This is a genomic window from Pedobacter sp. AC402 (assembly GCF_979252805.1).
This window is the reverse complement of sequence record NZ_CEEDAI010000007.1, coordinates 252,180-266,171: the sequence shown is the minus strand read 5'-3', so window position 1 is coordinate 266,171 and position 13,992 is coordinate 252,180. Positions and strand designations below refer to the sequence as shown.

15 protein-coding genes are annotated in these 13,992 nt (G+C 35.1%); 7 read left to right on the top strand and 8 right to left on the bottom strand.

The features are described 5' to 3' along the window. Nucleotides 1-68: 68 nt before the first annotated feature. From scpB to AC0IWE_RS07735, 5 genes are all read right to left on the bottom strand, one after another. On the bottom strand, nucleotides 69-635 hold the full coding sequence (scpB, locus tag AC0IWE_RS07755; RefSeq protein ID WP_471792614.1) for an SMC-Scp complex subunit ScpB: 567 nt from the start codon (nucleotides 633-635) through the stop codon (nucleotides 69-71). A 251-nt stretch (nucleotides 636-886) separates the two neighbouring features. Beyond that, nucleotides 887-1,498: a sensor histidine kinase gene (locus AC0IWE_RS07750; RefSeq protein WP_471792613.1), complete on the bottom strand. Its 612-nt coding sequence runs from the start codon at nucleotides 1,496-1,498 to the stop codon at nucleotides 887-889. Between the two features lie 7 nt (nucleotides 1,499-1,505). Further along, a complete protein-coding gene (locus tag AC0IWE_RS07745) occupies nucleotides 1,506-1,904 on the bottom strand; it encodes a triple tyrosine motif-containing protein (protein WP_471792612.1) in 399 nt (132 codons plus the stop codon). Further along, complete coding sequence (locus AC0IWE_RS07740; protein ID WP_471792611.1) at nucleotides 1,864-3,882, bottom strand: ligand-binding sensor domain-containing protein; 2,019 nt, start codon at nucleotides 3,880-3,882, stop codon at nucleotides 1,864-1,866. The genes AC0IWE_RS07745 and AC0IWE_RS07740 overlap by 41 nt, the downstream gene beginning before the upstream one ends. Beyond that, on the bottom strand, nucleotides 3,872-4,657 hold the full coding sequence (locus AC0IWE_RS07735) for a LytR/AlgR family response regulator transcription factor (protein ID WP_471792610.1): 786 nt from the start codon (nucleotides 4,655-4,657) through the stop codon (nucleotides 3,872-3,874). Before AC0IWE_RS07735 ends, AC0IWE_RS07740 begins: the two co-directional genes overlap by 11 nt. Nucleotides 4,658-4,781: 124 nt before the next feature. Between AC0IWE_RS07735 and AC0IWE_RS07730 the strand changes: the two genes are divergently transcribed. The 5 genes from AC0IWE_RS07730 (at nucleotide 4,782) to AC0IWE_RS07710 (ending at nucleotide 8,419) form a co-directional block, all read left to right on the top strand. Next, nucleotides 4,782-4,919: a hypothetical protein gene (locus tag AC0IWE_RS07730; RefSeq protein ID WP_471792609.1), complete on the top strand. Its 138-nt coding sequence runs from the start codon at nucleotides 4,782-4,784 to the stop codon at nucleotides 4,917-4,919. A gap of 28 nt (nucleotides 4,920-4,947) precedes the next feature. Next, nucleotides 4,948-5,316: a ferritin-like domain-containing protein gene (locus AC0IWE_RS07725; RefSeq protein WP_471792608.1), complete on the top strand. Its 369-nt coding sequence runs from the start codon at nucleotides 4,948-4,950 to the stop codon at nucleotides 5,314-5,316. Beyond that, a complete protein-coding gene (locus tag AC0IWE_RS07720) occupies nucleotides 5,288-5,524 on the top strand; it encodes a hypothetical protein (RefSeq protein ID WP_471792607.1) in 237 nt (78 codons plus the stop codon). Before AC0IWE_RS07725 ends, AC0IWE_RS07720 begins: the two co-directional genes overlap by 29 nt. A 6-nt stretch (nucleotides 5,525-5,530) precedes the next feature. Next, the gene (locus AC0IWE_RS07715) at nucleotides 5,531-6,409 is read left to right on the top strand and encodes a ferritin-like domain-containing protein (RefSeq protein WP_471792606.1); all 879 of its coding nucleotides are present in this window, start codon (nucleotides 5,531-5,533) and stop codon (nucleotides 6,407-6,409) included. A gap of 336 nt (nucleotides 6,410-6,745) precedes the next feature. After that, nucleotides 6,746-8,419: a M57 family metalloprotease gene (locus AC0IWE_RS07710; RefSeq protein WP_471792605.1), complete on the top strand. Its 1,674-nt coding sequence runs from the start codon at nucleotides 6,746-6,748 to the stop codon at nucleotides 8,417-8,419. Between the two features lie 59 nt (nucleotides 8,420-8,478). On the opposite strand, the gene AC0IWE_RS07705 is transcribed toward AC0IWE_RS07710, so the two are convergent. Beyond that, the gene (locus tag AC0IWE_RS07705; RefSeq protein ID WP_471792604.1) at nucleotides 8,479-9,603 is read right to left on the bottom strand and encodes a CofH family radical SAM protein; all 1,125 of its coding nucleotides are present in this window, start codon (nucleotides 9,601-9,603) and stop codon (nucleotides 8,479-8,481) included. 175 nt (nucleotides 9,604-9,778) lie between these two features. Between AC0IWE_RS07705 and AC0IWE_RS07700 the strand changes: the two genes are divergently transcribed. Continuing rightward, nucleotides 9,779-11,023 (top strand): M16 family metallopeptidase, encoded by a 1,245-nt coding sequence (locus tag AC0IWE_RS07700; protein ID WP_471792603.1) that lies wholly within the window; start codon nucleotides 9,779-9,781, stop codon nucleotides 11,021-11,023. Beyond that, entirely contained in the window at nucleotides 11,016-12,287 is a 1,272-nt protein-coding gene (locus AC0IWE_RS07695; protein ID WP_055905229.1) for a M16 family metallopeptidase, read from the top strand. The genes AC0IWE_RS07700 and AC0IWE_RS07695 overlap by 8 nt, the downstream gene beginning before the upstream one ends. 129 nt (nucleotides 12,288-12,416) lie before the next feature. Here AC0IWE_RS07695 and ppnP read toward each other — a convergent pair whose 3' ends face one another. Continuing rightward, the gene (gene ppnP / locus AC0IWE_RS07690) at nucleotides 12,417-12,698 is read right to left on the bottom strand and encodes a pyrimidine/purine nucleoside phosphorylase (RefSeq protein WP_471792602.1); all 282 of its coding nucleotides are present in this window, start codon (nucleotides 12,696-12,698) and stop codon (nucleotides 12,417-12,419) included. 136 nt (nucleotides 12,699-12,834) lie between these two features. Further along, on the bottom strand, nucleotides 12,835-13,836 hold the full coding sequence (locus tag AC0IWE_RS07685) for a sterol desaturase family protein (protein ID WP_471792601.1): 1,002 nt from the start codon (nucleotides 13,834-13,836) through the stop codon (nucleotides 12,835-12,837). Between the last annotated feature and the right edge of the window lie 156 nt (nucleotides 13,837-13,992).

Sequence of the window (13,992 nt, the reverse complement as noted above, 5' to 3'; positions counted from 1 at the left end):
CTTTTATAGTTTAAAAATACAAAAAAACTTTTTTTAATAACAATCTGGAAGCAAAGAAATTAATTTATTTATTCAACATTTTCCCCCACCGAATTTTCCTCTTTTACGATGTCTTTTAACTGTGGAAGCTGGCTAAGGTTATTCAATCCGAAGTAATCCATAAATAGCGTACTGGTGGTGTATAGAATGGGCCTGCCAGGCGTTTCAGCCTTTCCTTCAATGCTGATAAGTTCTTTCTCCAATAACCTTTGAACAGAATAATCGGAATTAACTCCCCTGATCTGTTCAATTTCCAATTTGGTAATGGGCTGGCGGTAAGCTATTATGGCCAATGTTTCCATGGCGGCCTGACTTAATTTTTTCTTTGAGCGATGTAACTGAAGTTGATTAACAGTTTCGTGATAATCTTTTTTGGTAAGAAACTGATAACCGTTATTTAAAAATACCAGTTCGATGGCAAAATCATCATGGTTATACTTTTTTTTAATGAGCTCAATACTTTCGAATACCTGTGTTTCTATAAATTCTTCCTTGAAAACGGCATTTAAGGCAAGTATAATTTCTTGTGTACCGATGCTTTGGCTGGAAGAAAATATAAGGGCTTCGATGTGCCTGGTGATGTTATGATTGGCCATATGCAAAAATAGAATTTTCAGGCATAAAAAAAGCGGTCTCGCTTTTAAAAACAAGACCGCTTTCAACACACAAATGAAACCTGAATTAAGATATAGTTTTAGGTTAGGTTATTAAATATCTATATCAATTCTATAAGAACGTCTTTGATAAACACTATCGTTTATTTCTAACACAAGTTTAAGGCTAAAGCAGGTTTGATTGTGATTCTATTTAGTGAGTGGTATTAATAATTGAGTAAACGGTAAATTTTCTATTTTAACGGTATAGAAATGGATACAGTTGTACCATTTATCGTATTTTGTGTTACGCTTAGGTGTATAGGTTTTGCTCCAATCTGCCCTAAAAGGTGTAATCTTTCTTTCGTAAGTTGCATACCCTTGCTGATGTGGGTATCCTTTTTCTCCTTTAAAGAGTTATCAATTCCAATTCCATCATCAATAATTTCAATGTTTAAATAAAATTCATCCTGCAATTTAATATTGATCTGTATTTCACCCCCGGTTTCTTTGGGCATTATGCCATGCCAGATCGCGTTTTCAACATAAGGTTGCAGAAGCATAGAAGGTATGAACGTTTCCTCCTTATCAATTTCTTCGTCAATATTAAAAATGTACTTCAATTTATCACCAAAGCGGTTTTTTTCCAATTTTAGGTAAAGGTTTAAATATTCCAGCTCTTCTTCTAAAGAAATATAGCTTTTTGTACAAATTTCAAGATTTTTTCTGATCAACCTGGCAAAACCTGTTAATACTTTGTTTGCAGAGGCTGTATTTTGAGTATTGATATAGTGTTGAATGGAATTCATTACATTAAATACAAAATGCGGATTCATCATGGCTTGCAGAGCTTGTTGTTCGAGCATCAAAACTTTATTTTTCGAATAATAGTTGCTCTTGCTCCTTATCTTTTTGCTTGCGGGTAATGTAAACAGCCACTTTGTAGAATATATATGCTACAAGGAGTATTAAAATTGATAAAAACCACAAACTTTGCCAAAAATGTTTTTTAATTGTGAAGGAGATTTTGGCAGGTTGGCCCCAATTCCCATTCTGACTTTTTGCACTAACTTCAAAAACATAATCGCCAGGTTGGAGAGAAGAAAAATCCAGTCGCCTTGTTCTGGTTTCTACCCATGCCGAATTTTCGTTTAAACGGTACCGGTAAGTAATATCACTTGTGGTAAAATCTACCGCACTAAAAGTAAATAATATGGTGTTATTGCCTGTTTCAAATGTGAAATTTCCCTGGTCCACAGGTAGCCGCTGCATTGTCTTTAATAATAGAGGTAACATATACCTTCGGCAAATTTTTAATAATATTTTTGTTATTGTATTTAAATAAAATCAAGCCCTTGTTTGTGGCAAAATAGGCTGTGCTGTCATCAATAAATAAACTATTGATATCATCACTTAAAAGGTCTTTTCCATAATCGAAATTGGCCACGCTGGGTTGATTTGGATAATCTGCTATTTTATTTACGCCTTTATTGGTTAACACCCATATTTCGTTGTTTTTAACAAATATTTTGGTGCAAATATTATTGGTTAATCCATCTTTTTGAGTTATCTGCCTGGTGATTTCATTATTTTTATAAAAGATTAAGCCATATCCATCTGTAGCTAAAATTAACGTTCCATCAGCAAGTTGTTTAATGTCATTTATCCTTTTAGTAAGTAATGGATGATTTTCATAGTGTTTAATCAGTTTTCCCTTTGAAAATTGAGATAAACCGTTAATATTGGAAAACCATAAACTGCCTTCGCGATCATAAAAAACATGATAAGACCGATCTTTAAAGAAATCTTCTTTTTCGCGGTATTTTGCAGCGTTAAATTCGAATTTGTTTCTCCTGTCTGATAAGAAAACAACACCTGAAGAAAGTGCGAGTGCTAAATGATCATTATTTTCACTTACACTGAAATGTTTGATTACAAACATCGAATTATTAGATTCCTTTAAATAACTTACCTCATTATTTTTGCTGTAGATATTTTTGAAAACACCCATTCCATAATCGGATGCGAAATAAATGGATTGATCTTTTGGATCGAAGGTAATCTGTTTAATTGTTTTGTATTTCTTAAAATCGTCTAAACCAATTTCATCTACCTGATAATTATTGATTGTTAAAACGTCAATCACCGCATCATCCGTTCCCAGCCATAGTCGGTTTTTAGCATCTTTTGTAATGCTTTTAATAACGTTACTGCTCAAACCCGATTCTGCATCAATAATCGATAGCCTGTTGTTCGCATTAGGAAGCATATAAATGCCCTGATTGGTGGCAAACCACATATTTTGATTACTGTCTTTAATAACTTGGTTAACCGAAATATCCTGTAAATATTGAACAGTTTTTCCACTCTTGTTTAAAGCAAAGGCACCATTTGCATTTGATAACCATACTTCTTTACTGGTGTTATCGTAATAAAAGTATCCCGACATGTTTTTGATCAGGTTCTGAGGGATAGGAATGAGATCGTTAATGCTTCCATGCCGATACTGTTTTAAGCCCCCGGCATCTAAGTAGAATAAAGATCTGTGACTGGAGTTGGCGGCCGTCATATAAGAAAGTGGCTGAACTTTCGACTTCACCATGGAAAAAGTTTTTCCATTAAATTGTTGAACGCTTAAATCGCTGTATGCAATTATATTGCCCTGTTCATCCTCATGTATAAAGGCATTTATAAACTTATCATTCGGATTAGGAGAAATGTATTTTTTGATCGTTTTACCATCCCAGCATACAATTAAATTGGCATTTGTACCTAACCATATTTTTCCGCTCCTATCCACTAAAAATGAAACAATTACCGTATTGAAGTTTAACTTTTTTAGTAATTCGTCATTATCCTGGTTATAGAACTTGCCTTCTTTTAAGTAACTGAGCTGGCCATTGAGTGCAAAAAACCACAAGCGTCCCTCTTTATCTTCTTTCATTTGAAGAATCTGGGTATCGGGCAAGCCATCTTCAATTGTAAAATTCTGAAAATTTGTGCCATCAAAACGGCTTAAGCCATTATCTGTAGCAATCCATATAAAACCTTTTTTATCCTGTAAAATGTAATAGCAATTATTGCTGGCTAAACCGTTTTTAGAGGTGTAATGGGGGAGATAAGTAGTTTGAGCTGCTGTATTTTTTGAACAAAATGAAGCAAGAAGCAATAGCAAAAAAACATAAAAAGTACGTCCGATGGCTAACCCCGGTTTAACTGAAAAAACTTTTATGTGTTGATTAATGATCACTATTTGTTTTTGTAAATAATTTTATTTTCTCGAAAAAATCGCTTGCTCTTCTTCTGGAGATGTTAATGCTTTCTCCATTTTTTAAAAAAACCTGAAGTCCGTTTTTAGAATTGTATTCTTTTAAATGGTTAAGGTTAATGATACTGGATTTATGAATTCTAACAAACTGATCGCTCGGTAAAAGTTCTTCAAACTCACGTAAAACTTTCGATACGGTAATTTTATCGTGGTTGTTTAAATGCACGATAGAATAGTTGCTGTCCGCTTCTATGTAAATAATGTCATCAATATCAATCATTTTAAAGCCTTGACCATAGGGGAGGGTAAGCTTTTTAATTTCCGATCTCGAACTTAAACTCGATGCCAGGTTGTTAATTCTTTCGTCGTTCTCATTTTGACCTTTAAAAAGCTTTATATGTTGAAAAACCTTATCTACAGCAACTTTAAGTTCATCAATATCGATTGGCTTTAATAAATAATCCAGTGCATTTGCCTTAATGGCTTTTAGTGCATATTGATCGTATGCAGTGGTAAATATAACAGCCGCATTATGCTTTTGTGCATCAGGTATGAGTTCAAAACCATTACCTCCTGGCATGGCAATATCCAGAAAGATTAAATCGATCCGGTGGTTTGCTAAAATATCCTTTGCCTCCGCTACAGATCTGGCTATACCGGTAATTTCTACCTGTTGACAATTCTGTTGCAATAAAAAAAATAACGACGATCGGGCAAACTCCTCATCATCAACAATAATGGCTTTTAATGTAGTCATGGCTATAGGTTGGTGAATGTATTAAAATGCGCTTATAAAAAAAAATGCAAATCAAAAAAACCAGCGTGCAAATTGTCACGTATGTATCACCAAACGAATTCAAAACCACTAAACATAGATGACTATGAAAAACAATGAACTAGAAACAAAAAGTGAACTTCGGGAAGAAAGTTTATTTGACAAAACTGTAGGCAGAAGATCTTTTTCTTCAGTATGCAGGTGCTGGTGCAGCAGGTATTGCATTAGTAGCGGCCGGTTGTAAAAAAGATCGCGGTTACGAAAACCCAACAATGAATGGGGGAGTAACGTTAGATTTTAAAGATGATTTCGGCGTATTAAATTATGCTTATGCTTTAGAGCAATTAGAAGCTGCATTTTATATTAAGGTTGCATCAGCTCCAGCTGCAGATTTTACAACAATTCAAAAAAATTATTTTACTGATGTACAATTTCATGAAATTGCCCACAGAGAATTCTTTAAAAAGGCCTTAAGTACTGCAGCAATTCCTGGTTTGGAAGTTGATTTTTCTAGTATAGATTTTACAAAAGCTTCAAGCGTACTAGCAGCTGCAAAAACTTTTGAAGATTTAGGAGTTGCAGCATATAATGGGGCTGGTAGGTTATTGGTAAGTGGCGATTTTCTCTCTGATAGCAGGTAAAATTGTTTCAGTAGAAGCGCGTCATGCCTCATGGGTTAGGGATCAGATAACTCCAGGGTCATTTTCTGATTTAGCTTCGCTTTCAGCATTTGGTGCAGATAATACCAATGCATTAGATGGAGCTTTATCTCCAGATAAGGTTTTGCCTTTAGCAGCACCATTTATCAAAACAAAAATTAATGTTATCAACCTTAAATCTCAAAACTAAGCAATCATGAATATCTTAAATATATTAGAAGAAATTGAAAAAGTTGATGGAGAAATCTATGAAAGATTAAATCCACGACGCAAAGCCATGAAAGATTTTTATAACATGGGTAAAAAAATCTCCTTAGCTGCACTTCCATTGGCTATGGGTTCAATGTTTCAAAAAGCATACGGTCAAACAGCTACAAGCACTGTTACGGATGTGTTGAATTTTGCTTTAGGGTTAGAGTATTTAGAGTATAATTTTTACAATCACGCTTTGGCAGCTCCAGTTCCAACTCCAATTCCATCTGGCGCAGCAACTGCGGCAATTACGCTTATACGTGATCATGAACGTGCACACGTGAACCTATTAAAATCGGTATTAAAAGTTACTACCCCCACAGATCCTGCTAGTGATGGTACTAAATATGCTGACTATCAATTCGAAGCTGTATTAGCTGATGTTTTTACCAACTATACAAGCTTTTTGAAAGTTGCTGTTGCGTTAGAAGATACTGGTGTAAGAGCTTATAAAGGCCAGGCGGGTATTTTATCTCAAAAAGGAGATTTAGCTAACAATGCTGTTTTAAGAACGGCTTTACAAATCCATTCGGTAGAAGCACGTCACGCTGCACATTTACGCGGAATGGCTGCAGCTGCTGGTTTGCCTTTAAAACCATGGATTGCTTATGCAGCCAATGGCAATGATACCGGTATTGGATTAGTTGATGCTAACTATGCTGGTGAACAAAATACCATGCAAGCAGGTGTTGAAATTAATGGTTTAGGTGGTGCATCTCAAACTCAAGCTGCAGAATGTTTTGATGAGGCATTAGATGGTGTAAGTGTTAAAAAGATCGCAAATCTTTTTATTAAATCATCAAGCGGTAAACAATTCACATAAGAAAAACCACAATATTTACATTATTGATTAGGTAATGTTTAGTTTAAGGTAGGGAGGTAGAACTTAGGTTTTACTTCCCTTTATTATTAGTTTTTTTTTCTTCAGAAAATCGAACACAGCCTATGGTTGTGTTTTTTTGTTTTTAATTTAATTTCATTAAAACTATTTGAATTATAATTAGTATATTAGTTGTAATTAATATTCTACATAATGTATGTTAAATAGCAATGTGTAAACAGTTTAATTTCTTGTGTTTATATTTAAAATCCATCACTAGGTTAAACGCTTAAGCTAAAATTAAAATCATTTCTCAAAAATCTATCTAAAAACTCAATTATGAAAAAAAACATCTTATTAACGTTACTCATTGGTGCTACCGCATTAATGTTTTCTTGCAGAAAGCAAAATTTAAAAGAAGATTTTGCTGAAAAAATCTCAGCTAAAAACTCAAAAATACCTGATAGTTTACAGTATTTAGTGAATTATTTAGTGTCAAGAGGCGATAAAGCCTCAAATATCGAATTTTCAAGTTCTGATTCTTCTTTTCGAATTGATAAGGATATTATTATGTTCAAAAAAGATGTAAAGCTAGCTATGGAATTAGAATTAGGCAAGAGTAGCCTTAACCAAAAGAATTTAACTATTGATCAATTGGCATCTCTAAGGAAATCATCTGTTAGGCCAGATGTAATAGGGCAGCGCCAATTTTTATATGGAAGCGGCGGAAGCCCATGGTTTGTAAACGATCAGTTTATAACAAGTATAAAGGTGAAAATTAACTGTTCATCTGCTGAATGGCTGAGCGCAGCACAAACAGCTATCACAAATTTTAATATAGCAAGTTTAAAAACGATATCGAAAATACAGATACGCGAAACTTACATAGGAGAAGCAGGTAATGTAACAGTATATGAGACTGGTACAACTCATGAGAACCCTGGCGTAATAGCTGATGCCGAAAGACCACATTATGCATTAATACCTCCCGGACAATTTGTAGTTGTTCCTGGTTCAAATGTTAGAATATATAATAATCATGCAAACCTAACATTAGATGAGAAAATTTTAGCAATTACTCACGAGTTAGGGCACACAATTGGATTGGCTCATACAGACGGTACAGATACAGACGAAATTCAAATTTCTGGTACAGCAGCTAGTGATGCTTTTTCTTACATGAATAGTACTTTGATTCTTGATTCATTTAGTGGTTTCACCAATAATGATCTTATCGCATTAAGAACAATGTATCCAAAAGCAATAGGGGCTTGGCAACAACTTCCATCAAAAGCAAGTACTATATCTGGTAGTGCAGGTTACGAAGTATTTTCAACAGGGAATGTGATTTCAGGAAGTGGTAATTATAATATGCAGCATTGGAATTCATCAACAAATGTGTGGGATATCCTCCCGCCTTCTTATCAAGCTGTTAAAGTTGCTGTTGCTATAGCGTATGCAGATAATTATTTTTACTGGATAAATAGTGCTAACCAAATTTTTAGAAATGATTATCCTTCAACAACTCCGGTGCAATTACCAGAGACAGCAACCGACATTACAATTAATGGAGGTAATGAGTTGTATATAATAAGCACAACACCTGCCGTAAACTATCCTGGTAATTATATAATAAAAAAATGGAATGGGAGTAGTTGGATTGATGACAGTTCGTTTGGCGCGGTTAAAATTGCTTCAGGGAGTGGCCTTGCTGTTATAAATAATGAAGGTTATGTATATTTTAGAAATTACGGAACTTCTAACTTTTATAGGGCTGGTAATATTAAGGCTACAAGCATTGCTGTTAACGGTATTCCAGGAAATGTTCAGAGTCAAATATTTATTACTACTGATAGTCAAGAAGACGCCGATGGAAATCATTCTATAATGAGATGGACCGGAAGTGACTGGTATAAATTACAAGCTACTGCAAAAAGTATAACAACTGATAATTTCGGACACCCATGGATTGTTAAGCAAAACGGTGATATATATAGAAATTTAACTTTATAGAAATAAAAAGGGCTACAAGGTGTAAAAAATTGTAGCCCTTTTTTCCTATGTTATTGTCGTTAATAAGTAATCACCTGTTCTTCCAAATGCTCAGGTAAATCCCTGTAATTATATTTCTGGCCACGCAATTGTGGTTCAAAACCTGCCGATTTGATAGATTGTTGTATGCCATTAGCTGTAAAACGGTGTGGTGCACCAGCAGCTGATACTACATTTTCTTCTATCATAATCGATCCGAAATCATTTGCTCCTGCATGTAAACATAATTGTGCAGTTGCTTTACCAACGGTTAACCAGCTGGCTTGGATATTTTTGATATTCGGTAACATAATACGGCTCAAGGCAATCATGCGGATATATTCATCAGCAGTTACATTGTTGCTTATTCCACGTAATCTTTTTAGTAAAGTACCATCATCCTGAAAAGGCCAAGGTATAAAGGCAAGAAATCCATTTGCATCAGCAGGCTTTTCGCTTTGTACCTGGCGGATCCATACCAAATGTTCAAAACGTTCTTCAATGGTTTCTACATGGCCAAACATCATGGTAGCTGAAGTCGTAATATCCAATTGGTGGCAGGCACGCATCACGTCAAGCCATTCTTGCCCGCCACATTTTCCTTTTGAAATTAAACGCCTAACCCGATCGTTCAAAATTTCTGCTCCAGCTCCTGGCAAAGAATCCATTCCTGCTTCTTTTAAAGCTTTTAACACTTCAGTATGCGTCATCCCTTCCAATTTTGCAACGTGTGCAATTTCCGGTGGACCTAAGGCATGAAGTTTTAAATCAGGATATAATTCTTTGAGTTTTTTAAAAAGATCAGCATAAAAAGATAAACCCAAATCCGGATGGTGGCCGCCCTGCAACAACAATTGATCCCCACCTAAGCGAAAAGTTTCTTCAATTTTTACTTTATAGGTTTCAATATCAGTAATATAACTTTCATCATGACCTGGTCTGCGGAAGAAATTACAGAATTTACAGTTGGCAATACAAACGTTTGTGGTGTTTACATTCCGGTCTATCTGCCAGGTTACTTTGCCACTTGGCACCTGGATTTTTCTTAACTCATTGGCTACAAACATCAATGATGCCGTATCGGCGTGATGATATAAATGTACGCCTTCTTCGAGGCTCAGAAAATCAAAATGTAATGCCCGTTGCAGTAAATCGGCTGTATTCATAGTACAAAGATAAATAAAAGTCGTTAGTCAAAAGGTGTAAGTCGTCAGGCTTTAGTAAAAGAATTACCACTTTATAAGTAATATATTCTAATGTTTTAATTTTGTGTCCTTCCTCTTACATTTTCCATCTTCCAGTTTCCCTTAAAATAATATCTTTACGGTTCTAAAAATTGATATGGTAGATTTTAATCGTTTTACGCTGGCCAATGGCTTAAAAGTTTTGGTGCATGAAGATGCAACAACTCCAATGGCAGTTTTAAATATTTTATATGATGTGGGTGCCCGCGACGAGGATCCTGAAAAAACGGGTTTTGCCCATTTATTTGAGCATTTAATGTTCGGCGGATCGGTAAACATTCCTAATTATGATGAACCGCTGCAACGTGTAGGGGGCGAAAACAATGCTTTTACCAGTAATGATATCACCAACTATTACATCACTTTGCCTGCAGAAAATATTGAAACGGCATTTTGGTTAGAGAGCGATCGTATGCTGAGCTTGGCCTTTTCTGAAAAAAGTTTAGATACACAGCGGAATGTGGTAAGTGAAGAATTTAAGCAACGTTATTTAAACCAGCCTTATGGCGATGTTTGGTTAAAATTACGACCACTAGCTTATAAAAAGCATTCTTATCGTTGGGCAACAATCGGCAAAGAACTTTCGCACATAGAAAATGCGACGATGGATGATGTAAAGTCATTTTTTAAAAAGCACTATACCCCACAAAATGCAATTTTGGTTGTTGGTGGGAATGTGAAAACCGAGGATGTGAAAAAGCTTGCCGAAAAGTGGTTCGAACCGATTCCTGCCGGAGATAAATACAACCGTGACTTGATACAGGAAGAACCGCAAACGGAGGCCAGACATGAAACGGTAAAAGCCAACGTACCTTTAAACGCCATTTATATGGCTTTTAAAATGCCTGGAAGGTTAAACCAGGATTATTATGCTTTTGATTTATTGTCTGATATTTTATCACGTGGACAATCATCACGTTTGTATAACAGTTTGTTAAAAGAACAACAGCTATTTAGTGATATAAATGCATATATATCAAGTAGTTTAGATCCCGGGTTATTCATTGTAGAAGGAAAACTTATAGAAGGCGTATCTATTGAAACTGCCGAAAAAGCGATCTGGGCAGAATTAAATAAATTAAAAACAGAACTTGTAACCGATATCGAATTAACCAAAGTAAAAAATAAAGTAGAATCAGTGCTTGTATTTTCTGAAATGAGTTTGTTAGATAAAGCAATGAACCTGGCTTACTATGAGCTATTGGGCGATGCGGCTTTATTAAACAATGAAACTGCGGAATTTTTAAAAGTGAATGTAGAGGATATCAAAAGAATTTCTAACGAAACCTTTAGTCCTAATTCATCATCTACCTTATATTATTTAACCGAAGAAAATGCTTAACAGACAACAAGCGCCTGATTTTAAGCAGGTATCGACAATAAATTTTATCCAGCCATCGAAAAAGGAATTAGACAATGGTGTACCTGTTTTTACAATATATTCTGGTGAACAGGATTTGGTGCGAATCGAATTTATATTTGAAAACGTAAACTGGAAACTCGAAAAACCATTACAGGCCATTGCTGTAAGTTCGCTTATCAATAATGGAACAAATAAACTATCGGCAAAACAAATAGCCGAGCAGATTGATTTTTATGGTGCATTTTTTCAAACGGAATATGTTCAGGATCAATCTACGGTAACACTATACACCTTAAATAAACACCTCCATTCGGTGCTACCACTTGTAAAAGATGTTTTATCAGAAAGTCAGTTTCCTCAGCAGGAACTGGATATTTATATTCAAAACCAAAAACAAAAGCTGCAGGTAAACCTGAAGAAAAATGATGTTCTTTCGAGAAAAGAATTTGCCAATGCTTTATTTGGCGATACTGCTTACGGTGTTAACATCAATGCAGACCATTACGATGCTTTAAAGCGAGATGATCTGGTTGATTATTTTAAAGCAGCTTATGCGCCAAATAATTGTACTATCGTTATTTCTGGAAAGTTTGATGATGGCAGCTTCAATCTTTTAAACGATACTTTTGGAAAGGATTGGGAAAAGAGTAATGCTGTAAAAAACAGTTTTAGTTTCACTACCACAGAAAAGCAGTTCGTTTACACTGAAAAACCAGATGCCTTACAATCGGCTATCCGTATTGGGCAGTTGGCCATTAACCGTAAACATGAAGATTTTTCTGGTTTGCAAATTTTGAATACGGTTTTAGGCGGTTATTTTGGTTCACGTTTAATGAACAACATCCGTGAAGATAAAGGCTATACTTATGGTATCGGTTCTGGTATTTCTTCGTTACAACAAGCTGGTTATCTTTTTATTGCTACAGAAGTTGGGGCTGATGTTTGTTCGGCTGCATTAACAGAGATTTATAAAGAAATTGATATTTTAAAAAATGAACCGGTAGGAGAAGAGGAGTTAAATCTTGTTCGTAATTACATGTTAGGTTCGATGTTGGGCAGTTTGGAAAACGTTTTTTCACATGCCGATAAATTTAAAAATATTTACTTCTCAGGGCTTAACTACGATTATTATACCAATTATATCGAAAAAGTAAAAACTGTAACTGCTGAAGAATTGCTTGCCCTTGCAAACAAATATCTCATTACAGATCAATTTACCGAAGTAGTAATCGGGAAGAAATAGATAAGTTACTTAATTTAAATAGTCTTAATTATTTCACTAAATATTAAAACTGAGTCTGTCGAAATGCTGAACATGTTATATGTATTTTCCGACAGGCTCAGAATGATATCTATAATAATTTACGGCTTTTTACCGGTATTGGCAAAGGTATGCAGTTTGAACGATAGCTTTAACCTTAAATGATGAATTTTCAGTTACTTCAAAGCTGCTACCCGCTTTAATACTTTTCCATTCTGTTTCACCTGGAAGCTGTGCAAATAATTCACCTTCAATAACATGCATAGTTTCTTTTTGGGTGGTGCCAAAAGTATATTCTCCGGGATTTATAATCCCAATGGTCGATTTACCCTCTGTGGTTTCATATCCTAACGATTTAACATTTCCCTCAAAGTATTGGTTCTCGGTTATCATATCTAATTTAATGTAGTTTGGTTAAAATTGCCCCTTTTTCGTCTGCATGATCATTAATGTGCCAACTTATCAGGATTTTTTGAGTAAGTGCAATTATATAAACATTCTACCGATTATCCATAAAAACTGTTGTCGGTTAAGAAACTTCCTGTCTGCGTTTTTCTAAATATTCCATTCTCACCAGTTTTGCTGTCTTATGGTCTTGGTTGTGGCTCCATCCAGGAGGCATAAAAATGTAAAGAAATTTGTTTTTCAGTCCCGGAGCGCGCCATACATCCTTGGCTAAAAGAATAATTTCACCAAAATAAGCATCTAAAAAACTATTCTTTTTCATTTCACGGGTAATGCCATATTCAATTTTAATGGTTTTATCCTCTTCCTGGTAGGTTTTAAAAATTCTATCCCAAATCGGTAGCAGATTGCAGAAGTTGGTATCCATATACAAGGCATTTTTTGCATGGTGCACACGGTGGTGGGAGGGAGTGAGGATAATTTTGTTCAAAAAACCAAAACGGCCATCTTTAGAAATATTCTCGCCGATATGAATAAATGAGCCCCAGAAACCATCAATAAACATAATTAAAAAGAGCAGTGCAGGACTCACCCCTAAAAGAATGCAGGTGGTGGTACGGATGAGATCGGCATAGGGAGCTTCCAGAAAAAAGTGGGCAAAATTAACAGATAAATTCATGGTTTCGGGCGCATGATGAGTGGAATGAAGACACCAGAATAACCTGACCTTATGTGCTAAAAAATGATAAATAAAATGCCCGAATTCCCATATTACGTAACCATAAATAAGCCAGTACCAGGTAATCTCAGTTTTAAATATGGCATATTTTCCAAAAAGCCCGATACATAGTGAAACCATACCGATGGAAATTATGCGACCAATGAAAGAATTGATTACCAGTGAAAAGAACGAAATCCGGTAATCAACCACCTTAAAACGGCGGTAAAATGTCATCCTGATAATTTCGAAAACCAACAAAAAAGGAACTAAAGGGCCAATGAGGGCACCAATTCCATTCCAGGTCATAAACTGACTGTAATCGTTTGTTTTAAGCAGGTTAAATAGGCCTGATAGACCGAAAAAACCTGTGAGCCATTCTTTTACACTTTCAAAAAAATCTAACATATCATATATTTGGTTTGATGAATTTATATAAAACTTAAACTTTAATCAAATATTTATGCTTTTGCTGATAATAATGTTGCAATATTTTTTTTTCAACAGTAATTTTTAGCAAGCTGACATTTGTCAGCCAAGCTCAATATTTAAGCATTTTTGATT